The sequence below is a fragment of the Streptomyces krungchingensis genome (assembly GCF_054729265.1).
Genome location: NZ_JBPUKY010000001.1, coordinates 6,305,448 through 6,328,271, shown reverse-complemented (window position 1 = coordinate 6,328,271; position 22,824 = coordinate 6,305,448). Strand labels below are relative to the sequence as shown.

General features: G+C 71.0%; 22 protein-coding genes and 2 pseudogenes. 9 read left to right on the top strand and 15 right to left on the bottom strand.

Translation table 11 applies throughout. From position 1 onward, the window contains the following. The first annotated feature begins 32 nt into the window (after nucleotides 1-32). The 3 genes from ACSYGO_RS27975 to ACSYGO_RS27965 all read left to right on the top strand — a co-directional run bounded on the left by ACSYGO_RS27975 (nucleotide 33) and on the right by ACSYGO_RS27965 (nucleotide 2,208). On the top strand, nucleotides 33-1,241 hold the full coding sequence (locus ACSYGO_RS27975) for a nucleotide sugar dehydrogenase (protein WP_426677437.1): 1,209 nt from the start codon (nucleotides 33-35) through the stop codon (nucleotides 1,239-1,241). 152 nt (nucleotides 1,242-1,393) lie between these two features. Further along, a complete protein-coding gene (locus tag ACSYGO_RS27970) occupies nucleotides 1,394-1,939 on the top strand; it encodes a hypothetical protein (protein ID WP_426677438.1) in 546 nt (181 codons plus the stop codon). 2 nt (nucleotides 1,940-1,941) lie between these two features. Continuing rightward, nucleotides 1,942-2,208: a hypothetical protein gene (locus ACSYGO_RS27965; RefSeq protein WP_426677439.1), complete on the top strand. Its 267-nt coding sequence runs from the start codon at nucleotides 1,942-1,944 to the stop codon at nucleotides 2,206-2,208. 74 nt (nucleotides 2,209-2,282) lie between these two features. Here ACSYGO_RS27965 and ACSYGO_RS27960 read toward each other — a convergent pair whose 3' ends face one another. From ACSYGO_RS27960 to ACSYGO_RS27945, 4 genes are all read right to left on the bottom strand, one after another. Further along, nucleotides 2,283-3,407: a GuaB3 family IMP dehydrogenase-related protein gene (locus tag ACSYGO_RS27960; RefSeq protein ID WP_426677440.1), complete on the bottom strand. Its 1,125-nt coding sequence runs from the start codon at nucleotides 3,405-3,407 to the stop codon at nucleotides 2,283-2,285. A gap of 175 nt (nucleotides 3,408-3,582) precedes the next feature. Then, nucleotides 3,583-5,088: an IMP dehydrogenase gene (gene guaB, locus ACSYGO_RS27955; RefSeq protein WP_426677441.1), complete on the bottom strand. Its 1,506-nt coding sequence runs from the start codon at nucleotides 5,086-5,088 to the stop codon at nucleotides 3,583-3,585. A gap of 246 nt (nucleotides 5,089-5,334) precedes the next feature. Further along, nucleotides 5,335-5,910, bottom strand: coding sequence for a sigma-70 family RNA polymerase sigma factor (locus tag ACSYGO_RS27950; RefSeq protein WP_028805397.1), 576 nt, complete (start codon nucleotides 5,908-5,910; stop codon nucleotides 5,335-5,337). Nucleotides 5,911-6,178: 268 nt separating this feature from the next. Beyond that, complete coding sequence (locus ACSYGO_RS27945) at nucleotides 6,179-6,790, bottom strand: response regulator transcription factor (protein WP_003948568.1); 612 nt, start codon at nucleotides 6,788-6,790, stop codon at nucleotides 6,179-6,181. 389 nt (nucleotides 6,791-7,179) lie between these two features. On the opposite strand from ACSYGO_RS27945, the gene ACSYGO_RS27940 reads away from it, so the two are divergent. Then, nucleotides 7,180-7,509 carry a WhiB family transcriptional regulator gene (locus tag ACSYGO_RS27940; RefSeq protein ID WP_028805398.1) on the top strand — a complete coding sequence of 110 codons (330 nt, stop codon included), beginning with the start codon at nucleotides 7,180-7,182 and terminating at the stop codon, nucleotides 7,507-7,509. A gap of 89 nt (nucleotides 7,510-7,598) precedes the next feature. Here ACSYGO_RS27940 and ACSYGO_RS27935 read toward each other — a convergent pair whose 3' ends face one another. Further along, nucleotides 7,599-8,492: a LysR family transcriptional regulator gene (locus tag ACSYGO_RS27935; protein ID WP_460388062.1), complete on the bottom strand. Its 894-nt coding sequence runs from the start codon at nucleotides 8,490-8,492 to the stop codon at nucleotides 7,599-7,601. 80 nt (nucleotides 8,493-8,572) lie between these two features. Between ACSYGO_RS27935 and ACSYGO_RS27930 the strand changes: the two genes are divergently transcribed. The 3 genes from ACSYGO_RS27930 to ACSYGO_RS27920 all read left to right on the top strand — a co-directional run bounded on the left by ACSYGO_RS27930 (nucleotide 8,573) and on the right by ACSYGO_RS27920 (nucleotide 10,946). Further along, nucleotides 8,573-9,244 carry an MOSC domain-containing protein gene (locus ACSYGO_RS27930; RefSeq protein ID WP_432188601.1) on the top strand — a complete coding sequence of 224 codons (672 nt, stop codon included), beginning with the start codon at nucleotides 8,573-8,575 and terminating at the stop codon, nucleotides 9,242-9,244. A 94-nt stretch (nucleotides 9,245-9,338) separates the two neighbouring features. After that, a complete protein-coding gene (locus ACSYGO_RS27925; protein ID WP_426677443.1) occupies nucleotides 9,339-10,112 on the top strand; it encodes an SDR family NAD(P)-dependent oxidoreductase in 774 nt (257 codons plus the stop codon). A gap of 126 nt (nucleotides 10,113-10,238) precedes the next feature. Continuing rightward, nucleotides 10,239-10,946, top strand: a complete 708-nt coding sequence (locus ACSYGO_RS27920) for an ester cyclase (RefSeq protein ID WP_426677444.1) — start codon at nucleotides 10,239-10,241, stop codon at nucleotides 10,944-10,946. 156 nt (nucleotides 10,947-11,102) lie between these two features. Here ACSYGO_RS27920 and groL read toward each other — a convergent pair whose 3' ends face one another. The 4 genes from groL to ACSYGO_RS27900 all read right to left on the bottom strand — a co-directional run bounded on the left by groL (nucleotide 11,103) and on the right by ACSYGO_RS27900 (nucleotide 15,128). Further along, complete coding sequence (gene groL, locus ACSYGO_RS27915) at nucleotides 11,103-12,731, bottom strand: chaperonin GroEL (RefSeq protein WP_426677445.1); 1,629 nt, start codon at nucleotides 12,729-12,731, stop codon at nucleotides 11,103-11,105. A gap of 111 nt (nucleotides 12,732-12,842) precedes the next feature. Continuing rightward, on the bottom strand, nucleotides 12,843-13,151 hold the full coding sequence (groES, locus tag ACSYGO_RS27910; protein WP_028805404.1) for a co-chaperone GroES: 309 nt from the start codon (nucleotides 13,149-13,151) through the stop codon (nucleotides 12,843-12,845). Nucleotides 13,152-13,401: 250 nt separating this feature from the next. Then, entirely contained in the window at nucleotides 13,402-14,187 is a 786-nt protein-coding gene (locus ACSYGO_RS27905; RefSeq protein WP_460389768.1) for a polysaccharide deacetylase family protein, read from the bottom strand. Nucleotides 14,188-14,243: 56 nt separating this feature from the next. Beyond that, on the bottom strand, nucleotides 14,244-15,128 hold the full coding sequence (locus tag ACSYGO_RS27900; protein ID WP_432174865.1) for a polysaccharide deacetylase family protein: 885 nt from the start codon (nucleotides 15,126-15,128) through the stop codon (nucleotides 14,244-14,246). A 137-nt stretch (nucleotides 15,129-15,265) separates the two neighbouring features. Between ACSYGO_RS27900 and ACSYGO_RS27895 the strand changes: the two genes are divergently transcribed. Both ACSYGO_RS27895 and ACSYGO_RS27890 read left to right on the top strand, forming a co-directional pair. Continuing rightward, nucleotides 15,266-16,459, top strand: coding sequence for a THUMP-like domain-containing protein (locus tag ACSYGO_RS27895; protein ID WP_460388060.1), 1,194 nt, complete (start codon nucleotides 15,266-15,268; stop codon nucleotides 16,457-16,459). Nucleotides 16,460-16,668: 209 nt separating this feature from the next. Beyond that, nucleotides 16,669-16,971, top strand: coding sequence for a hypothetical protein (locus ACSYGO_RS27890; RefSeq protein WP_460388058.1), 303 nt, complete (start codon nucleotides 16,669-16,671; stop codon nucleotides 16,969-16,971). Between the two features lie 43 nt (nucleotides 16,972-17,014). On the opposite strand, the gene ACSYGO_RS27885 is transcribed toward ACSYGO_RS27890, so the two are convergent. The 6 genes and pseudogenes from ACSYGO_RS27885 to ACSYGO_RS27860 form a co-directional block, all read right to left on the bottom strand. Then, nucleotides 17,015-18,307: an RNA polymerase sigma factor gene (locus ACSYGO_RS27885; protein ID WP_432188604.1), complete on the bottom strand. Its 1,293-nt coding sequence runs from the start codon at nucleotides 18,305-18,307 to the stop codon at nucleotides 17,015-17,017. Between the two features lie 87 nt (nucleotides 18,308-18,394). Next, nucleotides 18,395-18,751: a YciI family protein gene (locus ACSYGO_RS27880; protein ID WP_028805410.1), complete on the bottom strand. Its 357-nt coding sequence runs from the start codon at nucleotides 18,749-18,751 to the stop codon at nucleotides 18,395-18,397. A 188-nt stretch (nucleotides 18,752-18,939) separates the two neighbouring features. Next, on the bottom strand, nucleotides 18,940-20,016 hold the full coding sequence (locus ACSYGO_RS27875) for an LCP family protein (RefSeq protein WP_460388055.1): 1,077 nt from the start codon (nucleotides 20,014-20,016) through the stop codon (nucleotides 18,940-18,942). Between the two features lie 105 nt (nucleotides 20,017-20,121). Further along, the gene (locus ACSYGO_RS27870; protein WP_460388053.1) at nucleotides 20,122-21,483 is read right to left on the bottom strand and encodes an endo-1,4-beta-xylanase; all 1,362 of its coding nucleotides are present in this window, start codon (nucleotides 21,481-21,483) and stop codon (nucleotides 20,122-20,124) included. Between the two features lie 212 nt (nucleotides 21,484-21,695). Continuing rightward, nucleotides 21,696-21,962 (bottom strand): annotated as a pseudogene (locus ACSYGO_RS27865) (substrate-binding domain-containing protein); the annotation flags it as partial. Between the two features lie 10 nt (nucleotides 21,963-21,972). Further along, a pseudogene (locus ACSYGO_RS27860) lies at nucleotides 21,973-22,823 on the bottom strand (IS5 family transposase). Between the last annotated feature and the right edge of the window lies 1 nt (nucleotide 22,824).

Genomic DNA, 22,824 nt, shown 5'->3' with positions numbered 1-22,824 from the left:
CGCTTCGGCTACTGGGAAGGACGGCCCACGCCATGCCCGCAGATCTCGCCGTCATCGGACTCGGTCATCTCGGCCTGCCCCTGGCTCAGGCCGCCGTGGCCGTCGGCATCCCCACACTCGGCTACGGAACGGGGCCGGAAAGCGGCCCCCTCACCCCGGCCGAGCTGCGCCGGATGCTCGCGGGGGGCTTCCGGCCGACCACCAACCCGGCCGAACTGGGCCGGGTACGCACCGCGGTCATCTGTGCGCCGACCCCGCGAGGCGCGGACGGCGGCCCCGACCTCGGCCAGGTGGAGGCCGCCGCCCGCACCCTGGCCACCCGGCTGCGCCCGCACACCACGGTGATCCTGGAATCACCCGTGTACCCCGGAACCACCGAGGATTTCCTGCGTCCTCTGCTCGAAGAGGGTTCGGGGCTGCGCGCGGGGCGCGACTTCTTCCTCGCCTACTCCCCCGGCCGGGTGGACCCCGGCAACCGCGACTTCACGCCCGCCAACACACCCAAGGTCATCGGCGGCCTGACCCCCGCCTGCACCGAGTCGGCCGCCGCCTTCTACGGCCGTCTCACCGACAAGGTGGTACGCGCGCGTGGACCGCGCGAGGCCGAGACCGTGCAGCTGCTGGAGACCAACTACCGCCACGTCAACATCGCGCTGGTCAACGAGATGGCGGTGCTCTGCAACGGCCTGGGCGTCGACCTGTGGGACGTCATCCGGTGCGCCGAGACGAAGCCGTTCGGCTTCCAGGCGTTCCGTCCGGGCCCCGGTGTGGGCGGGCACGGCACGGCCCAGGACCTCGGCGGCCACGCGGGGCGCACCCTGCGGATGGTCGAACTGGCCCGGCAGGTCAACGACCAGATGCCGCAGTACGTCATCCAGCGCGCCGCCACGCTCCTCAACGAGCACGGGAAATCGGCCCGCGGCGCACGCGTGCTCCTCCTCGGCGTCACCTACAAGGCGGATGTCGTCGACCAACAGGGCTCCCCGGCCCACGAGATCGCGGTCCGGCTGATGGAACTCGGCGCCTCCGTCAGCTATCACGACCCCTACGTGCCGGCGTGGAGCGTCCTGGACCGGCCCGTGCCACGCGCCGACTCCCTCTACGAGGCCGCGGCCGACGCCGACCTGACGATCCTGATCCAGCAGCACCGCACCTACGACCTGCAAGGTCTGTCCGTGAAGGCCCAACTCCTCCTGGACACACGGGGAGCGACTCCGACAGGAGCGGCGCACCGCCTCTGACCTCCCGGTAATCCCCTCCCACCCGGTCACCCGGGCCTGCTACTGTGCGGCAGCTCTCGCACACAGGTGCGCCCGGGTCCCGGGCGCCCACAGGTGTGCTCCCACGCCTTGCGCACACCACAGGTGCGCCCGCATTCCCTGGGGGGAACCACATGAGTCAGTCGACTCCGCCGCCGTCCGGCCCGCCGCTCGACAACCCGTACGCCGGTCAGGCGCCCGACCCCGGGCAGGGTGCCCCGCAGGGCGCGCCCCAGCCGGGCTTCCCGGTCGCCCCGGTGGCGCCGGCCGCTCCGGTGCGCGACAACCTGGCGCTCGGCCTGGCCGCCGCCTTCGTCGCCGCGCTGGTCTCCGCGGGCGTCTACGGCGCCATCATCGGCCTGACCAAGCACGAGATCGGCTGGGCCGCGGTCGGCGTCGGCTTCCTCGTCGGCCTCGCCGCGGGACGCGTCGGTGGCCGCAACCAGATCCTGCCGGTCGCCAGCGTGATCCTGTCCGTCGCCTCGATCTACCTCGGCCAGCTCGTCGGCGAGGCCATGATCGGCGCCAAGGAGCTCGGTGTCGGCTTCAACGAGGTCTTCTTCGACCACTTCGACGTGGTCCAGGAGGCATGGAAGGCCGAGGCCGACCCGCTCACGTTCGTCTTCTTCGCGATCGCCGCGTACGTCGCGTTCTCCAGCACCCGCAAGGCCGGGGTCTGACGATGCCCGTCCCCCTCTTCCTCATGGTCCTCGGCATCACGGCCATGACGGGCGGAGGCTGGCTCGCCTTCGACATCCGGGGCGCGTCCGCGGCGATGGAGGCCTACCAGCAGCGCAATCATGAGTTGCGCGCCGCCGCGGCCGGCACGTTCGACCCGCCCGACAAGTGGATCACCGCCCGCGGTTTCCGCGCCGTCGGCGCAGTCGTCGGTCTGTGCGGCGTGTTCCTCGCACTCGCCGGCGTCGCCGAGATGCTGACGGGCGGCTGAACCGGGCGCCGGGCACTTGAAAGGGCCCGTCCACCTCGCGGTGGACGGGCCCTTCGCCTTCGGCCGAGTGCGGCCTAGCGCTTGTGCTGGGAGTCCGCGACCGTCACCTCGACGCGCTGGAACTCCTTGAGCTCGCTGTAGCCGGTGGTGGCCATGGCGCGGCGGAGGGCGCCGAAGAAGTTCATCGAGCCGTCGGGGGTGTGCGAGGGGCCCGTGAGGACCTCCTCGATGGTGCCGACGGTGCCGAGGTCCACCTTCTTGCCGCGCGGCAGCTCCTCGTTGACCGCCTCCATGCCCCAGTGGTGGCCACGGCCCGGGGCGTCGGTCGCGCGCGCGAGCGGGGAGCCCATCATCACCGAGTCGGCGCCGCAGGCGATCGCCTTGGGGAGGTCCCCGGACCAGCCGACGCCACCGTCCGCGATGACGTGCACGTACCGGCCGCCGGACTCGTCCATGTAGTCGCGGCGGGCCGCGGCGACGTCCGCGACCGCGGTGGCCATGGGCACCTGGATGCCCAGGACGTTGCGCGTGGTGTGCGCGGCACCGCCGCCGAAGCCGACGAGGACACCCGCCGCGCCGGTGCGCATGAGGTGCAGGGCCGCCGTGTACGTGGCGCAGCCGCCGACGATCACCGGGACGTCGAGCTCGTAGATGAACTGCTTCAGGTTCAGCGGCTCGGAGGCGCCCGAGACGTGCTCGGCGGAGACCGTGGTGCCGCGGATGACGAAGATGTCCACGCCCGCGTCCACGACGGCCTTGGAGAACTGGGCCGTGCGCTGCGGGGACAGGGCCGCGGCGGTGACGACGCCGGAGTCGCGCACCTCCTTGATGCGCTGCCCGATCAGCTCCTCCTTGATGGGAGCCGCGTAGATCTCCTGGATGCGGCGGGTCGCGGTCTCCGCGTCCAGCTCGGCGATCTCGTCGAGCAGCGGCTGCGGGTCCTCGTACCGCGTCCAGAGGCCTTCGAGGTTGAGGACGCCCAGGCCGCCCAGCTCGCCGATGCGGATCGCGGTGGCCGGGGAGACGACCGAGTCCATCGGGGCGGCCAGGAACGGCAGCTCGAAGCGGTAGGCGTCGATCTGCCAGGCGATCGAGACCTCCTTCGGGTCCCGCGTACGGCGGCTCGGGACGACGGCGATGTCGTCGAAGGCGTACGCCCGGCGGCCGCGCTTGCCGCGCCCGATCTCGATCTCAGTCACGTGTGTGGCCTTTCCCTCTTCGCTTCTGCGCCTCCCAGTATCCCCGACGCCCACGCCGAGGGCGGCCCCGGAACCTCCGGGACCGCCCTCGGGCCACGGATCGGGGCGTGTCCACGCGCGCGTGGACGACGATGGGCCCCCACGCGCGCGTGGGGGCCCATCCGTGCCGTACGGGTTACTTGCGGCTGTAGTTCGGCGCCTCGACCGTCATCTGGATGTCGTGCGGGTGGCTCTCCTTGAGGCCCGCCGAGGTGATCCGGACGAACCGGCCGCGCTCCTGGAGCTCGGGGACGGTCCGGCCGCCGACGTAGAACATCGACTGGCGCAGGCCGCCGACCAGCTGGTGGACGACCGCGGAGAGCGGACCGCGGTAGGGCACCTGGCCCTCGATGCCCTCGGGCACGAGCTTCTCGTCGGAGGCGACGCCCTCCTGGAAGTAGCGGTCCTTGGAGAAGGAGCGCTGCTCGCCACGGGACTGCATGGCGCCCAGGGAGCCCATGCCGCGGTACGACTTGAACTGCTTGCCGTTGATGAACAGCAGCTCGCCCGGGGACTCCTCGCAGCCGGCGAGCAGCGAGCCCAGCATCACCGTGTCGGCACCCGCGACCAGGGCCTTGGCGATGTCGCCGGAGTACTGCAGGCCGCCGTCGCCGATGACCGGGACACCGGCCTCCTTGGCGGCGAGCGACGCCTCGTAGATCGCCGTCACCTGCGGCACACCGATGCCGGCGACGACGCGGGTGGTGCAGATGGAGCCGGGGCCGACACCGACCTTGATGCCGTCTACGCCCGCGTCGATGAGCGACTGGGCACCGTCACGGGTGGCGATGTTGCCGCCGATGACGTCGACGCCGGACGAGTTCGACTTGATCTTGGCGACCATGTCGCCGACGAGGCGGGAGTGGCCGTGCGCGGTGTCGACGACGATGAAGTCGACACCGGCCTCGATGAGGGCCTGGGCGCGCTCGAAGGCGTCACCGGCCACACCGACGGCCGCGCCGACGAGCAGCCGGCCCTCGGCGTCCTTGGCGGCGTTCGGGTACTTCTCGGCCTTCACGAAGTCCTTGACCGTGATGAGGCCCTTGAGGACACCGGAGTCGTCGACGAGCGGAAGCTTCTCGATCTTGTGGCGCCGCAGCAGCTCCATGGCGTCCTGGCCGGAGATGCCGACCGTGCCGGTGACCAGCGGCATCGGCGTCATGACCTCGCGGACCTGACGCGAACGGTCGGTCTCGAAGGCCATGTCGCGGTTGGTGACGATCCCCAGGAGCTTGCCGCCGCCGTCGGTGACGGGAACCCCGGAGATGCGGAACTTGGCACAGATCGCGTCGGCCTCGGCGAGCGTCGCGTCCGGGTGCACCGTGATCGGGTCGGTCACCATGCCGGACTCGGAACGCTTGACCAGGTCGACCTGGTTGGCCTGGTCCTCGATGGACAGGTTGCGGTGGAGGACGCCGACACCGCCCTGGCGCGCCATCGCGATCGCCATGCGGGACTCGGTCACCTTGTCCATGGCTGCGGAGAGCAGCGGGATGTTCACCCGCACGTTCTTCGAGATGTACGAGGCGGTGTCGATCTGGTCGGGCGCCATGTCCGACGCGCCCGGCAGCAGCAGCACGTCGTCGTAGGTCAGCCCGAGTGTCGCGAATTTGGCGGGCACTCCGTCGACGTTGGCAGTCATGACACCTTCCCCAAATGGCCCTGATCGGTGCGGATGTCCATGCTAACGGGAAGCATGGCTCTCTCATTCCACGGTTGAGGGTGCGCTTCGGCTTCGTATGTTCGTACGGGTCCGGTGACCTCGGCGTTCATCGCGGGTCCGGCCGGGGGCACGGACAGCGGGACACCTCCCTCCGCTCTCGTCGCCCTTCGCACCTGTGCGACGGGAAATCCCGCCGGCCGCGGCACGCGGCGCGCCGACGGACCGCTACTGCTCCGCGAGCGCCCGCAGACGGCTGAGCGCCCGGTGCTGGGCCACCCGCACGGCCCCGGGTGACATTCCCAACATCTGGCCCGTCTCCTCGGCCGTCAGGCCCACCGCGATGCGCAGCAGCAACAGTTCGCGCTGGTTCTCGGGGAGGTTGGCCAGGAGCTTCTTGGCCCATTCGGCGTCACTGCTGAGCAGGGCGCGCTCCTCGGGACCGAGGGAGTCGTCGGGGCGCTCGGGCATCTCGTCCGAGGGGACGGCCGTCGAGCCGGGGTGGCGCATCGCGGCGCGCTGCAGGTCGGCGACCTTGTGCGCGGCGATGGCGAAGACGAACGCCTCGAAGGGGCGCCCGGTGTCCTTGTAGCGCGGCAGCGCGAGGAGAACGGCGACGCAGACCTCCTGCGCCAGGTCCTCCACGAAGTGCCGCGCGTCGCCCGGGAGCCGGGACAGACGGGTGCGGCAGTAGCGCAGCGCGAGTGGGTGTACGTGGGCGAGCAGGTCGTGCGTGGCCTGCTCGTCGCCGTCGACCGCGCGATGGACGAGCGCGCCGATCACCGTCGTCTCGTCTTCGCGCATCGGTCCATGGTGCCTCGGCGTCGTCCGTTCCGTGGCACCGCGTCCATAGTTGTGCACCGAAGCGTTATGAGCAGGTGCGCCGGAACTCATCTCCTGCGCCCTCCCCTTCCGCTCGACCGACCTGTCCCCGAGGAACTCCACACCTCAAGGATGCGGCATCCGCCGGGAAACGGGGATCGGGCACCGAAGAGGCTCTCTCTGAGGGCCCGGCCCCGCCCGCCGTCGAGCGGGCGGGGGCTGCTGCCGTCATACCCTCGGGGCGGCTCACCTAGCGAACCAGACCCCACCGGAAACCGAGCGCCACGGCGTGCGCGCGGTCCGAGGCGCCGAGCTTCTTGAAGAGCCGCCGGGCGTGCGTCTTGACCGTGTCCTCGGAGAGGAACAGCTCGCGGCCGATCTCGGCGTTGGAGCGGCCGTGGCTCATGCCCTCGAGGACCTGGATCTCCCGCGCGGTGAGGGTGGGCGCGGCGCCCATCTCGGCCGAACGCAGTCTGCGCGGGGCGAGCCGCCAGGTGGGGTCGGCGAGCGCCTGCGTCACGGTGGCGCGCAGCTCGGCACGCGAGGCGTCCTTGTGCAGATAGCCGCGGGCGCCGGCGGCGACGGCGAGCGCCACACCGTCCAGGTCCTCGGCGACGGTGAGCATGATGATGCGCGCACCGGGGTCGGCGGACAGCAGCCGCCGGACGGTCTCCACGCCGCCCAGTCCGGGCATGCGTACGTCCATCAGAATGAGGTCCGAACGGTCGGCACCCCAGCGGCGGAGGACTTCCTCGCCGTTGGCCGCCGTCGTCACACGCTCGACGCCGGGCACGGTCGCCACCGCGCGGCGGAGCGCCTCTCGGGCAAGCGGGGAGTCGTCGCAGACGAGGACGGATGTCATGGCCGTCCTCCGCAGCTGATGCGCGTCACCTTGAGCCTCCAGGCTGGTACGAATCGTCACCTGTGCGGTCGACACTCGCCGACGGATTCTGCCGTCTGCCCGAGCGCTTGTTCCTTCAACCGCCTCCGCACTCTCAACGATGGTCACTCGAAAGAGTTACGGGGCACTCCGTCGTCTTCGGCACTGTACGTGAGGGTGCGGACACGGTGCAGACATGCACAACGGACCCTCAATGTTTCATCACAACCTATGCCCCATTTAGACCGATTTCTTCCCATTTGCTGGTGTCTGCGGCTAGATTCGCAATGAGTCATATTTTCATCTCCTTAGATCGTAGATGTACGGTCGGTGGGGCATAGCAGCCCAGAACGGCAACAAGGGGACACGCAATGGCAGATTTCTCCCGCCTTCCCGGTCCGAACGCGGACCTCTGGGACTGGCAGCTCCTCGCGGCCTGCCGCGGGGTCGACAGCTCGCTCTTCTTCCACCCGGAGGGCGAGCGTGGTGCGGCACGGAGCGCTCGCGAGAACTCGGCCAAAGAGGTCTGCATGAGATGCCCGGTACGCGCCGAGTGCGCGGCACACGCCCTGGCGGTGCGCGAGCCGTACGGCGTGTGGGGCGGACTGACCGAGGACGAGCGCGAAGAGCTCATGGGGCGGGCGCGCAACCGGCTGGTCTCGGCATCGGCCGGTGGAAGCAGTCACGCTTCGAACAACTGAAGGAACGTTTCTTCACTTCGGGCACGCGTGCACGTGCCCCCGTTTTGACCTGCACGCACGCGTGCGGCCCGACGTCCGCGACCGGTCCGTCAGCGGGCGGCGGCCCGTGCCAGCCGGTCGAGCGTGGCCGCCACCGCCGGCACCTGCGCCAGATCCGGCAGCGTGAGCGCGACGATCTCGCGCCGCACCGGCGGCTCCACCGTCACCGTGCGGGCCCGCTTGGGCCGGACGGACTCGATGGCCAGTTCCGGGAGGACCGCGACGCCGAGGCCCGCGCCCACGAGACCGACCACGGCCGGGTAGTCGTCGGTGGCGAAGTCGATGCGGGGCTCGAAGCCCGCGCCCCGGCACACCTCGACCAACTGTCCGCGGCAGCGCGGGCAGCCCGCGATCCACGACTCGCCCGCGAACTCGCCGATGGCCACCGAACCGGCCGCGGCGAGACGGTGACGCTCGGGCACCAGCGCGACGAGCCGGTCCGTCAGCAGGGGGCGGACGACGAGGTCGTCCCACTCCTCACCGCCCGTGCCCTCGTAGCGGAAGGCCAGCGCGATGTCGCAGTCGCCGTCCCGGAGCTTCTCCACGGACTCGGGCGGCTCGGCCTCCTCCAGGAAGACGCGCGTCCCCGGGTGCGCGGCGCGCAGTGCGGCGAGGGCGGTCGGCACGAGGGTGGAGCTCCCGCTGGGGAAGGACACGAGCCGGACCCGGCCCGCGCGCAGGCCGGCGATCGCGGCGACCTCCTCCTCGGCGGCCGTGAGACCGGACAGGATGCTCGCGGCGTGCTTGACCAGCGCCTCGCCCGCCTCGGTCAGGCGCATCTCACGACCGGAGCGGATCAGCAGAGGCGTGCCGACGGAGGCCTCCAGCGCCTTCATCTGTTGGCTGACGGCCGGCTGGGTGCAGCCCAGCTCGCGCCCGGCCGCGGAGAAGGAGCCGGTGGCGGCGACGGCGCGCAGGACACGGAGATGACGGGCCTCGATCACGCTCCGAGCATAAGTGAGCCTTGGGGTGTGGCGCCAATATTGCGTCGACGCTTTGGCCGTGGTCGCCTAGCGTGGAGAGCATGAAGCTTCTGTCGCTGAATCTGGGCCGGGCACAGGCCGTCGCGTACACCGACCAGCCGGAGGGCGTGACCGGCATCGACAAGCAGCCGGTGGACGGTGCCGTGCGGGTGAGCGCGCCCGGCCCCAAGTCGATCGGCGGCAGCGGACTCGCCGGGGACGCGGTGTGCGACGGACGCCACCACGGCGGGGACGACCAGGCGGTGTACGCGGTGGCCCGCGAGGACCTCGACGACTGGGAGCGCGAGCTCGGCCGGCCGCTGCGCAACGGCGTGTTCGGGGAGAACCTCACGACCGAGGGGGTGGATGTATCCGGCGCGCGGATCGGCGAGCGCTGGCGCATCGGCTCCGAGGTCGTCCTGGAGGTCACCAGCGGGCGCATCCCCTGCCGCACCTTCCAGGGGCACCTCGGCGAGAAGGGCTGGGTCAAGCGCTTCACGCAGAAGGCCGCGCCCGGCGCGTATCTGCGGGTGATCGAGCCCGGTGAGATCCGCCCGGGCGACGCGATCGAGATCGTGCACCGGCCGGACCACGACGTCACCGTCGCGCTCCAGTTCCGCGCCGTGACGACCGAACGGGAGCTGCTGCCAAGGCTGTTGACGGTCGGCGACGCGTTGCACCCGGAGGCGCTGGCGAAGGCCCGGAAGTATGTGGCCGACCAGGGCGACCGGTAGCGGGCGGGCCACGGCGCGGGGAACTCTTCGGGCGCTGCCGGTCGTTGGGCGGCGGCGGGCGCCGGACGCCTGGCCAGGTCACTAACCTTGCGCCATGACAACGGCTCTGATTACGGGATCGACCGCGGGGATCGGTGCCGCCTTCGCGCGGCGTCTGGCGGCTGACGGGCACAACCTCGTTCTGGTGGCGCGCGACACGAAGCGACTGCAGGAGCAGGCCACCGAACTGCACGACCGGCACGGCATCGAGGCGGAGGTGCTGACGGCGGACCTGGCGACCGACGGCGGCATCGACGCGGTCGCCGCGCGCCTCGGCGACCGGAGGAACCCGGTCGACCTCCTGGTCAACAACGCGGGCTTCGGCAACAAGGGCCGCTATCTGGACGTATCGATGGCGGACGAGCTCAAGATGCTCAAGGTGCACTGCGAGGCGGTGCTCCGGCTGACGTCGGCGGCGACCGAGGTGATGCGGGAGCGCGGCCGGGGCGGAGTCGTCAACGTCGCCTCGGTGGCCGCGTTCGTGCCGCGTGGCACGTACGGCGCGTCGAAGGCATGGGTCGTGCAGTTCACGCAGGGCGCGGCGCGGGACCTCGCGGGCAGCGGGGTGCGGCTGATGGCGCTGTGCCCCGGCTTCGTGCGCACCGAGTTCCACCAGCGGGCCGGGATGGGCACGGACAACATCCCGAAGTGGATGTGGCTCGACGCGGACAAGCTGGTGGCGGCGGCGCTCGCGGACCTCGCCCGGGGCAAGTCGCTGTCGATCCCGGACCCGCGGTACAAGGCGCTGATGGGCGTGGTGAAGGTGACGCCGCGGGCGCTGCTCGGCGGGATCACGTCGAAGACGGGCCGGAAGTACGGGCCGCAGTGAGCTGGGCGGGGCCGTTAGGGCCTGTCAGCACCCTCGGGTGATATCCCCTTCAACCACGACAGTTGAGGGGGATTTTCACTAAAATGGACGCATTCATCCGGACCACGTGGGCCGGGAGGCTGCGCCATGACATTCGTGCAACTGATCGACTGCAAGACGAGTCGGTTCGACGAGATGAACCGGCTGATGGACACCTGGGTCGAGCAGACCCGGGGGAAGCGGACCGCGACGCACAGCGTCATCGGCCAGGACCGGTCCGACGCGTCCCACTTCATCGAGATCGTGGAGTTCCCCTCGTACGAGGAGGCGGTGCGGAACTCGAACCTGCCGGAGACCGACAGGATCTTCCAGGAGATGGTCGCCCTCTGCGACGAGACACCGACGTTCACGGACCTGGACGTGATCCGTGACGAGCAGCTGTACGAGGCCACCGTCCGCCGGTTCTTCGACACCGTGGCCACCGCGGGCGACCTGCCGCCGCTCAACGACCTGATGGTCGAGCACTACCACGACCACGATCCCGCCAACGAGCAGGACAACCTGGGCCTCGACGCCATGCGGCGCGAGATCGAGATGTGGCGGGGCGGGTTCGACTTCGCCTTCACCGTGGACGACCAGCTGGCCCAGGGCGACCGCGTCTGCACGCGGTGGACCTGGAACGGCACCCACACCGGCGACTTCATGGGGATCCCCCCGAGTGGGATGACGGTGACCATGACGGGGACGACCGTCTTCCGCTGCCAGGAGGACGGGAAGATCGCCGAGGGCTGGTGGCAGTACGACCGGCTGGGACTGATGGCCCAGCTCGGCGCGCTCGACGCACTGGAGACCTGAGGGCTGCCCCCGGAACACCTCGCGCGGCCCACGCGAGGCTCCGGCCCGGGTGGGACCGGCAACGCGGGAGGCCCCCGCTCCCTGTCGGGAACGGGGGCCTCCGCGAGGCACTGCTCGACGTCACGCCGGAAGCGTCACGCCGTGCGGCGCGTTGCCTCAGTGGGCGTGCCCGTGGCCGTGGCCGTGGCCCGCGTCGGCCTCCTCCTCGGCCGGCTTCTCGACGACCAGGGTCTCGGTCGTCAGGAGCAGGGAGGCGATGGAGGCGGCGTTCTCCAGGGCGGAGCGGGTGACCTTGACCGGGTCGATGACGCCGGCCTTGACCAGGTCGCCGTACTCGCCGGTCGCGGCGTTGAAGCCCTGGCCCTTGTCGAGCTCGGCGACCTTGGAGGTGATGACGTAGCCCTCCAGGCCGGCGTTCTCGGCGATCCAGCGCAGCGGCTCGACGGCGGCGCGGCGGACGACCGAGACACCCGTGGCCTCGTCGCCGGTCTTGCCGAGGTTGTCCTCGAGGACCTTCACGGCGTGGACGAGCGCGGAGCCACCACCGGAGACGATGCCCTCCTCGACCGCGGCGCGGGTCGCGGAGATGGCGTCCTCCAGACGGTGCTTCTTCTCCTTGAGCTCGACCTCGGTGGCGGCGCCGACCTTGATGACGCACACGCCGCCGGCCAGCTTCGCGAGGCGCTCCTGGAGCTTCTCGCGGTCCCAGTCGGAGTCGGTGTTCTCGATCTCGGCCTTGATCTGGTTGACGCGGCCGACGACCTCGTCGGAGCTGCCGCCACCGTCGACGATCGTGGTGTCGTCCTTGGTGACGGTCACGCGGCGGGCGCTGCCCAGCACGTCCAGGCCGACCTGGTCGAGCTTGAGGCCGACCTCCTCGGCGATGACCTGACCACCGGTGAGGGTGGCGATGTCGCCGAGCATGGCCTTGCGGCGGTCACCGAAGCCGGGGGCCTTCACGGCGACGGCGTTGAAGGTGCCGCGGATCTTGTTCACGACGAGGGTGGAGAGGGCCTCGCCCTCGACGTCCTCGGCGATGATCAGCAGCGGCTTGGAGGCGTTGGACTGGATGACCTTCTCCAGCAGCGGCAGCAGGTCCTGGATGGAGCTGACCTTGCCCTGGTGGATGAGGATGTACGGGTCCTCGAGGACGGCCTCCATGCGCTCCTGGTCCGTCACGAAGTACGGCGACAGGTAGCCCTTGTCGAAGGCCATGCCCTCGGTGAAGTCCAGCTCCAGACCGAAGGTGTTGGACTCCTCGACGGTGATGACACCGTCCTTGCCGACCTTGTCCATCGCCTCGGCGATGAGCTCGCCGACCTGCTGGTCCTGGGCGGACAGCGCGGCGACGGCGGCGATGTCGGACTTCTCGTCGATCGGGCGCGCGGTGGCGAGCAGGTCGTCGGAGACGGCCTTGACGGCCGCGTCGATGCCCCGCTTCAGCAGCGCCGGGGAGGCGCCCGCGGCGACGTTCTTCAGGCCCTCGCGCACGAGCGCCTGGGCGAGCACGGTGGCGGTGGTCGTACCGTCACCCGCGATGTCGTTGGTCTTGGTCGCCACCTCCTTTACCAGCTGGGCGCCGAGGTTCTCGTACGGGTCCTCGACCTCGACCTCGCGGGCGATGGTGACACCGTCGTTGGTGATGGTGGGGGCGCCGAACTTCTTGTCGATGACGACGTTGCGGCCCTTGGGGCCGATCGTCACCTTGACCGTGTCGGCAAGCTTGTTGACGCCGCGCTCAAGGGCGCGACGGGCGTCCTCGTCGAACTTCAGGATCTTCGCCATAGGAGCGGTTCAGCCCTCTCGGAAAACTTGGAGAAACGAACTGCGCCCCCGGCGCCCGGCTAGTTGACGTCGCGGGGGCCAGGGGCGCAGTTCACTGCAATTCTGGGTGAATTACTTCTCGACGATCGCGAGCACGTCGCGGGCCGAGAGGACGAGGTACTCCTCGCCGTTGTACTTCACCTCGGTGCCGCCGTACTTGCTGTACAGCACGACATCGCCGACGGTGACGTCGAGCTCGACGCGCTTTCCGTCCTCGATGCGGCCCGGGCCCACGGCCAGGACGACGCCCTCCTGGGGCTTCTCCTTGGCGGTGTCCGGAATGACCAGGCCAGAGGCCGTGGTCTGCTCGGCGTCCAGCGGCTGGACCACAATGCGGTCCTCGAGCGGCTTGATGGCAACCTTGGAGCTGGCGGTCGTCACGATCCGACCTCCCCCTTCGGAGATCTCACGGGGTTAACTGTCTGAGGTGGCGACCAGGTCGATCCGTCGTCGCGGGTGCCGGACCTGCCCGTCGCTATTGGCACTCTCCAGGGGGGAGTGCCAGGGCCGAGACTATGACTGCGATTAGCACTCGGTCAAGCGGAGTGCCAACGCGGCGCTTACATGTCCGCAAAACCTCGGCGCACGTCCGCGCCCGTTCAGGTCCGCTTCCCCGTCCCGGCGGCGGATGTCAGAGGTAGTCCTCCAGCCGGGCCACCGTGAATCCCTGCGTCTGGATGCGGCGCAGCAGGCGGGTCGTGGAGTCGATGAGCGTCACTCCGCCGGTGTCCTCCGGCCGGGCCAGGACGATGTCGCCCGGCCGCAGCTCGTGCCCCTGCTCGTAGCTCAGCCCTTCCGCCCGCATGGAGGCCCGCCACAGCACGACGGCGGAGACCCCGCAGTCGGCGGCGGCGCGCAGCGTGGTGTGGTCGTAGGTGCCGTACGGGGGCCGCAGCAGCCGGGGCCGGATGCCGAAGCGCTGTTTGAGCTTGTCCTGCTGACCGCAGATCTCGGCGCGCTGGCCGACATAGGGCAGGCCGCGCAGGGAGGCGTGGTCGAGGGTGTGGTTCTGCACGCTCGCGCCGACCGCGCGGAGCCGGGCGAAGTCCCCGTACCCCGGCCCGACGACCGTGTCCGTGAGGAACATGCTGACCGGCAGCCGCAGTTCACGGACCATGTCGACGAACCGCGGATCGCGCTCGGCGCCGTCGTCGTAGGTCAGGAAGACCACGCGGTCGTGGGTGGGGACGTGGTCCACGACGGGTGGCAGTCCGGGGCCGGCGGGGCGCGCGACGGTCCGGGCGGGCGGGCGCGGCGGCCGGGCGAGCGGGGCGGCGAGGCCCCAGCGGCGGTACGCCGGCTCCCGGGGCCGTACCTTCTGCGCCGCCTTCTTGCCCAGCCGCTCGATGGGGTCGACGGACTGGGCGCAGCCGGTGAGCAGCACGGCGGCGAGCAGTCCGGCACCGAGCGCACGCACCCCGCGCCGCGCCGGGTGCGGTGTCCGCGGGCGCGCCGGGCGCCGCACCCGGAGCCTCACAGGTAGTCCTCCAGGCGCGCCACCGCGTACCCCTTGTCCGTGACCTTCTTCAGGAAGCGGCGGACCATGTCGGTCATCGTGCCGTCCCAGTCGGCGCGGCCCCGGAAGTGGGTGAGGACGATGTCGCCGGGGTGCAGGTCGCGGTCGTCCTCGCGGTACTCCCAGTGGTCGACGTAGACCTCCTCGTCCCAGATCGGGGCGTACTTGATGCCGCAGGACTTGGCGGCGCGCAGGGTGTCGCCGTCGTAGTTGCCGTAGGGCGGCCGGAAGAGCGTCGGGCGCTTGCCGAACTGCTTCGTCATGATGGCCTGCATGCCGCAGATCTCCTCCCTCTGCTCGTCGTACGACAGCCCGGGGAGGTACGGGTGGTGCAGCGTGTGGTTGTTGAGGCTGACACCGCGGTCGCGCATCTCGCGGAAGTACCCGTAGTCGTCCTTGATCAGGTAATTGCTGAGGAAGGCGGTGTACGGGATCTTCAGGTCGCTCATCATCCGCAGGAACTTCGGGTCCTTCTCCTCGCCGTCGTCGATGGTGAGGAAGACGACCTTGTCCTTGGTGGGGACGGTGGTGAAGACCGGGGGCAGCCCCTCCTCCTCCTGGCCGTCCACCTCGAACCCGTCGCGGGCCTTGATCGCCGGCTTCGTGGCGGGCGGCGCCGGAGGCACGAGCGGTGCCCTGTCCAGGCCCCAGCGCTTGGCGGCGGCGACGCGCTCGGCCTGGGTGTTGCTCACCCGGTCGGCATAGGAGCCGGCGGCGGGGGACGCCTTGGCCTTCGGCTGCTGGCCGGGGGTCCCCTTGACGCCGGATTCCTCGCCGGAGCAGCCGGAGACGAGAGCGGTGAGGGCGAGCACGGCAAGACCGCCGCGAACACCGGCCCGCATTGCGGCGTGTTTATCATTTTGTCGCACTGATCGCATGGTGCGGGATCTTCCCCGCGCGAGCCCCTCACGAGGCCCCGACACCACCGCGGCCCCACGGCCGGACGCGCAGCGTCCACCGACTGGCCCACAATGGGCCAGTGAACGACGTCTCCTTCGCCTCCCTCCTCACTCCCGAGGGCCGCGCCCTGCTCGACGAGGTCCGCGGCACCGAACCGGCGCGGGAACTGGCCGTGGCCACCCGGCTGCGCCGCGAGCACCCGGCCGAGCTGGTCTCCGCCGCCCTCGGGCAGGAGCGGCTGCGGCAGCGGGCCACGGCGAAGTTCGGGGCCGAGGACGCCGAGCGGATGTTCTTCACCCCGAACGGGGTCGAGCAGTCGACGCGGACGAGCGTGGCGGCCCACCGCGCCCGGCGGTTCCAGGAGCTGGGCGTCCGCTCCGTGGCCGACCTGTGCTGCGGGATCGGCGGCGACGCGATCGCGCTGGCCCGCGCCGGTATCCGGGTCCTCGCCGTCGACCGTGACCCGCTGACCGCGGCGGTCGCCCGCGCGAACGCGGACGCGCTGGGGCTCTCGGAGCTGATCGAGGTCCGCGAGGCGGATGTCACCGCCGTCGACACCTCCGCGTACGAGGCGGTCTTCGTGGACCCGGCACGGCGCGGCGGCCGGGGCCGGATCTTCGACCCGGAGGCCTACTCGCCGCCGCTGTCCTGGGCGGTCGAGACCGCGACGAAGGCACCGCTGGCCGCCTTGAAGATCGCTCCCGGCATCCCGCACGAGACGGTGCCCGCCCAGGCCGAGGCCGAGTGGATCTCCGACGGCGGGGACGTGAAGGAGGCGGTGCTGTGGTTCGGCACCGAGCCGGGGCTGGTGCGGGCCACCCTGCTGCCAGGCCCGCGCGCGCTGCGCGGCCGGGGCCTGCCCGATCCCGCCGTGCGTCCGGTCGGCCGCTATCTGTACGAGCCCGACGGCGCCGTCATCCGCGCGCACCTGGTCGCGGAGGTGGCCGAGGACCTCGACGGCGGCCTGATCGACGAGACCATCGCCTACGTCACGGCGGACGAGCTGCGCCCGACGCCGTACGCCTCCGCCTACGAGATCACCGACCTGCTGCCCTTCAACGTCAAGCGCCTGAAGGCGTTGCTGCGGGAGCGCGAGGTCGGTGTGCTGACGGTCAAGAAGCGGGGCTCGGCCGTCGAGCCGGAGGAGCTGCGGCGGAAGGTGAAGCCGCAGGGGCCCGCTTCCGCGACGGTGTTCCTGACGCGGGTGGCGGGTGCCCCGACCATGCTGGTGGGGGGACCCGCGCAGCCGCCTGCTGCTGGTGGCGGCTGCTGAGCGGAGCGAGGTCCGGCGCGGTGACGGGCCGCGGCGCCGTGCCGGGGCGCACCGCCGAAGCACCCGAGGCCGACCCGCCGACCTTGGCCGAGGAGGACGGGCTCGCCTGCGGAGCAAGGCCGTCGTAGCCCGCCCCGTACGTCCACCGGCTGCTGCTCGCACTGATCGCAGCGCCCGCGGAATTCAGTGCCGCTGTCGACACCGAGCCGGTGCCGCCGAAGACCGCCGGACCGCCCGGGTTCGCGGCGCCCTCGACCAGGTACCTGGTGTCGGCGGAGCGGGCGGTGACGTCCGTCCACAGCAGCGGGCCGAACACGTTCGTCGCGGCGCCCGCGGCGGTGCCGCCGACCAGGCAGACCGTGGCGCCGGGCTCGAGGACCCGCGTCCGCTCCGCCTGCACGGCCGAGGAGACCGAGGCCGAGGGCGTCAGCAGGACCGCTCCGTGCTTCCTGCCCGCGAGGGCGGGCGCCGTGAGCGCGTACGACCGGCTGTCCGCAGCGGCGCAGCCGTAAGCCTTCGCCGATCACCTTGGGAATGGCGTCACGGCGGGAACGCTCACGCCCCGCCCAGCTCACGCGCCCGGGCCGTCAGCAGCTCCCGCTCCCGTTCGTTGCGGGCCAGCTCGGCCGCGCGCTCGAACTCCGCCCGCGCCTGCTCCGTGCGGCCGAGCCGGGCCAGCAGGTCGCCGCGCACGCTGGGCAGCAAGTGGTAGTCGCGCAGGGCGGGTTCACCGCAGAGGGCGTCGACGATCTCCAGGGCGGGGCCGGGCCCCTCGGCCATCGAGACGGCCACGGCACGGTTCAGCTCGACCACCGGGGACGGCGTACGGGCCGCCAGCAGGGCGTAGAGGGTGGCGATCTGCCGCCAGTCCGTGTCCTCGTACGCGTACGCCTGCGCGTGGCAGGCGGCGATGGCGGCCTGGAGGGCGTAGGGGCCCGGGCTGCCCGTGGCGACGGCGTTGGCCCGGCCCAGCGCGGTGAAGCCGCGGCGGATCAGCATGCGGTTCCAGCGGCGGCGGTTCTGGTCCCTGAGCAGGACCGGCTCACCCGAGGGAGAGGTACGGGCGGGCGTGCGGGACGCCTGGAGCTCCAGCAGGGCGGCGAGCGCGTGCACCTCGGGCTCCTTGGGCATCAGCTCGGCGAGCACGCGCGCCAGCCGCAGGGCGTCCTCGCACAGGGCGGGGCGCAGCAGGTCGTCGCCCGCCGTGGCCGCGTAGCCCTCGTTGAACACCAGGTAGATGATCTCCAGGACCGACCCCAGCCGGGCCTCCCGTTCGGGGCCGTAGGGGACCTCGAAGGCGACGCCCTTCGCCGCCAGCGTCCGCTTGGCGCGCACGATGCGCTGGGCGACCGTCGCCTCGGACGTGAGGTAGGCGCGGGCGATCTCGGCGGTCGTCAGGCCGCCCAGGAGACGCAGGGTGAGCGCGATGCGGGCCTCGGCGGAGAGGACCGGATGGCATGCGGTGAAGACGAGGCGGAGCAGGTCGTCGTCGATGTCGTCCGGGTCGGAGGGTTCGTCGACGTGGTGCGGCGCGGACAGCGAGAGGTCCCGTCCGACCTCCTCCAGCTTGCGCGCGTACCGCTCCCGGCGGCGTACGAGGTCGATGGCGCGGTGCTTGGCCGTGGCCGTCAGCCAGGCGCCCGGGTTGCCGGGCACGCCGTCCCGCGGCCACTGCTCCAGGGCCGCGACCAGCGCGTCCTGGGCGAGTTCCTCGGCGATGCCGACGTCCCGGACGATCCGGGCGACGCCGGCGATGATGCGCGGCGACTCGATCCGGAAGATCGTCTCGACGGTTTCCAGGGCGTTGCCGCCGGACCCGGCCGCGGTGATGGTGGGCTGCTCTTCCACAGCCCACCATCAGACACCCTCCGGGCGGCCGGGCCAAGCGGTCCCCGGGGCCGGGCGGCCGGGGCGGGGCCCCGGCCGTGCTCCCGGTCAGCCCTCCGCGATCTCCCGGACCTCACAGGTCACCGTCCAGTGCTCCTCGTGCACCTTCAGGAACCGCTTGGTCCACTCCAGGGCCTCGGCCATGTCCTTGCACTGCATGAGGGCGTAGCCGCCGACGACCTCCTTGGACTCGGTGAAGGGCCCGTCGGTGACGGACAGCTGCCCGCTCTGCCAGTGCACCCGCTTGCCCTGGGCGCTGGGCGTCAGCCCGGCGGTGTCGAGCATGACCCCGGCCTTCGTGATCTCCTCGATGAGCTCGCCCATCCGCTGCATCAGTTCGGGGCTCGGGCCCTCGGCGGGCGCGGTGCTCTCGTCGATCTGGACCAGCGACAGGTAGCGCGGCATGGTGACTCCTCGTATCCGTGACTCTTGTGCCTCGGAGGCGGAGCTCCTCCCCGCCTCTCACCCATGCGTCGAACGGGGCACGCCGGTATCGACACCGCTGCGGAATTTCTTCGAAGTTTTTTCTACTGATGCCGTTTTCGCAGGTCAAGAGGGTGCAAACGGGTGGGCGCCGGCTGATCGCCCCGGCGTCACCTCAGCGACTTCCACAGCTCGGCGGCCGCCGGTTCCCGGGCCACCACCCGGTTGTGGTCCGTGGGCGCGGTCACCACCGGCATCATCACCGTCTCGACGGCGTCGGACGACAGGCCGTTCAGGCTCCGGCCGAGCTTCGACAGCTCGCCCAGCGAGTCGAGTCCGGTGTCCGTCGTCAGGCTCCCGGTCACCGCGTCCGCGACCTTGTAGAGCCTGGCCGGGTCGGCGAGCAGGTCGGTGGCCGAGATCCGCGCCAGCAGCGCCTTCACCAGCTTCTGCTGGAGGCCTATGCGCCCGAGGTCGCTGCCGTCGCCGATGCCGTGGCGCGTCCGGGCCAGTGCCAGCGCCCGCGTGCCGTCGAGGTGGTGCTCGCCGGCCGTCAGGTGCAGATGGCTCTGGTCGTCGTCGATGTCCTCGTCGGTCGTGACGGTGACACCGCCGAGCGCGTCGACCAGGTCCGCGAAACCGGCGAAGTCGATCTCGATGTAGTGGTCCATGCGGATGCCGGTCATGGACTCGACCGTCTTCACCGCACAGGCCGGACCGCCCACCGCGTAGGCGCTGTTGAACATCACGCCGTACGCCACCGCCGTGGTCCCCCCGGACGGCGTGGGGCACGACGGACGGGTCACCAGGGTGTCCCGGGGGATGCTCACCACGGTCGCGTGCCTGCGGCCCTCGTCGAGGTGGACGACCATCGCCGTGTCGGAGCGCGCCCCGCCGCTGTCACCGCCGCCGAGCTTCTCGTTGCGCTCGCCGCTGCGCGAGTCGGAGCCGAGGACCAGGATGTTCAGCGCGCCGCTCGGCAGCGGGGCGGCGGAGGCGGAAGCGGACCCGGTGGCGGACGCGCTCGGCGTCGGCACCGCCCGGGCCGGCCGGTCGTCGCCGAGCGCGCCGTTGATGTCGACGCTCTTGATGTTGTGGTCGAGGTGCCAGTACGCCCAGCCGGCGCCGGACGCGCAGAGCACGAGGACGCCGGCGAGAACGGCGCCGGCCACCTTCAGCAGGCGCCGTCGGCCGCCGTGTCCCACGACGCCCTCGCGGTCGTCCCCGTGCTCGTCCTCACCCGTCACGCAGAGGAACGTAAGTCCGAATTATGACGAGCAGGAACCTGTTCTCGGGTTTCCTTCGGAAATTCTCAGACTTCTCAGGCGTACCTCAGCGATCGCGGTGCGCGCTCAGCCCAGGGTCACCGTCGGGGCCGGATTGCTCCCGCTCCACGAGGCGTTGAAGCCGAAGGACACCGAACCGCCGCTCGGTACCGTCCCGTTGTAGGACGCGTTGGAGCAGCTGACGGCGGCACCGGTCTGCGTGCAGGTGGCGTTCCAGGCCTGGGTGATCCGCTGGCCCGCGCCGTACGTCCAGTTCACCTTCCACGACGACAGCGCGGCCCCGGAGCAGGCGATCGTCACCTGGCCCGTGAAGCCCGTGTTCCACTGGCTCGTGACGCCGTACGTCACGGTGCACGCGCCGGTGGGAGGCGGCGTCGACGTCCCGCCCAGCGAGGCCGCGATCGCGGAGTACGCCGGTTTCGGGGCGTAGTTCTCGTCGTACGGGGTCGCCGCGCCGTAGCCCGGGAAGACGTCCGGGATCCAGGAGTCGGAGTCCGTGAAGCCCCAGACGGTGACACCGGCGCACCGGGTGACCGCCACGCACGCGTCGAACACGGCCTTGTAGTCCGCGGCCTGCTGCGCCAGCTTCGAGCCGTCGGCGGGGAGTTGCATACGGATGTCCAGCTCGGTGACCGCGACGTCGACGCCGAGGTCGGCGAAGCGCTGGATGTTCTGCTGGAGCGTGCCGGGGACCTGGCCGAGGATCAGGTGGGCCTGCAGGCCGACGCCGTCGATCGGGACGCCGCGCTCCTTCAGCGACTTGACCAGGTTGTAGAGGGCGGTGCTCTTCGCGTTGACGCCCTCGACGTTGTAGTCGTTGATGTAGAGCTTGGCGCTCGGGTCGGCGGCGTGCGCCCAGGTCAGCGCCTGGGCGATGTAGTCGGCGCCGAGGCCGTTGTACCAGAGCGTCGAGCGGTAGGTGCCGTCCTCGTTGAACGGCTCGTTCACCACGTCCCAGGCCGCCAGCTTGCCCTTGTACCGGGTGACTTCGGTGGTGATGTGGTCCTGGAGCAGGCCGCTGAGCTGTGCCTGCGTCCAGGTGCCGTTCGTCAGCCAGCTCGGGTTCTGGCTGTGCCAGACGAGGGTGTGCCCGCGCACCTGCTGGTTGTGGGCCTGGGCGAAGGCGACGATCTGGTCGGCCTCGGACCAGTTGAAGCTGCCCCGGGTGGGCTCGACCGAGCCCCATTTCATGGCGTTGCCCGGGGTCAGCGAGTTGAACTGCCCGCCGGCGAGGTCGCCGTAGGTGCCGGTGAGCTTGGATCCGGTGACCGCGGTGCCGATGACCTTGCCCTTGGCGGCGGCGAGGTCGCGCAGCGGGGTGTCGGCGGCGTGGGCGGTCGTCCCGGCGGCGAGCATGGCGGCCACGGCCGCGGCGCCCGTGAACAAGGCCGAGAGTCGTTTCCCTAAGGATGTTCTGGAGGTTCTCATGGCGGGTGCCTCCGAAAGTTTCGGTCGTTCAACCGATTGACTTCGGAGCAGTATGGGAGCGCTCCCATAACTCGTCAAGACATCCGTCACGCCTGTATCGCCCTCCTCGCCGAGCGGGGGGCACCGCCGTGCGAACACGGCAGCCGCCGTACGGGGTCGGCCGCGGTGCCGAGGCGCGTCGCCGTGCCGGGGTCCGCCGCCGGACGTCCCCACTACGCCGGTGGCGCGCCGGTGCTGCTGCGCACCACGAGGCTCGTGGCCAGTTCCACGCGTGTCGCCGACGGCGGCCGCTCCTCGCGGCCCAGCTGGAGCACCAGCCGCGCCGCCGCCTCGGCCATCTCGGTGAGCGGCTGCCGCACCGTCGTCAGCGGCGGGCCGACCCAGCGGGCCACCGGCAGGTCGTCGAACCCGACGACACTCAGATCCCCGGGGATGCGCAGCCCGAGCTCGCGCGCGGCCTCGTACAGGCCTAGGAGTTGTCGTCAAATGTCACGCCCACATCAGGAGCGATGCGAGGGTGACGGCTGCCTGGTATGACTCGGCGGTCTTGTCGTAGCGGGTCGCGATGCCGCGCCACTGTTTGAGTCGGTTGAAGCAGCGTTCCACGACGTTGCGACGCTTGTAGAGCTGCTTGTCGAAGGCCGGCGGGCGCCCGCCACGGCTGCCGCGCTTGAGCCTGTTGCGGACCTGGTCGGCCCGCTCGGGGATCGTGTGGGCGATGCCGTGCCGCCTGAGCCAGGTGCGGATGGCCCGGGAGCTGTAGCCCTTGTCGCCCAGGACATGGGCGGGTCGCACGCGGGGTCGTCCCGGGCCGATGCGGGGCACCCGGATCGCTTCCATCACGGCGGTGAACTGGGTGCAGTCGTTGGTGTTGCCGCCTGTGAGGGTGAAAGCGAGCGGGCGGCCGACGCTGTCGCAGGCGAGGTGGATTTTGCTGGTCAGGCCGCCGCGGGAGCGTCCGAGGGCGGGGCTGCGGAGCCCCCTTTTCGAGCTCCGGCGGCGTGCTGGTGGGCGCGGACGACGGTCGAGTCGACCGACACCAGCCAATCGATGTCCCCGGCCGCGTCGGCCCGCGCCTGGGCGCTACGGAGCATCCGCTCGAAGGTGCCGTCCGCCGCCCACCGCCGGAAACGGGTGTGCAGCGTGGCCCACGGCCCGTACCGCTCGGGCACATCACGCCAGGCCGTCCCGGTACGGAACTTCCACACGATCCCGTTGAGGACCCGTCGGTCGTCCAACCGCTTCCGCCCCCGCAAGGATGCAGGCAGCAGCGGCCGGACGAACTCCCACTCAGCATCGGACAGTTCATGGCGGCGTATCACCCAACCATGATCCACCATC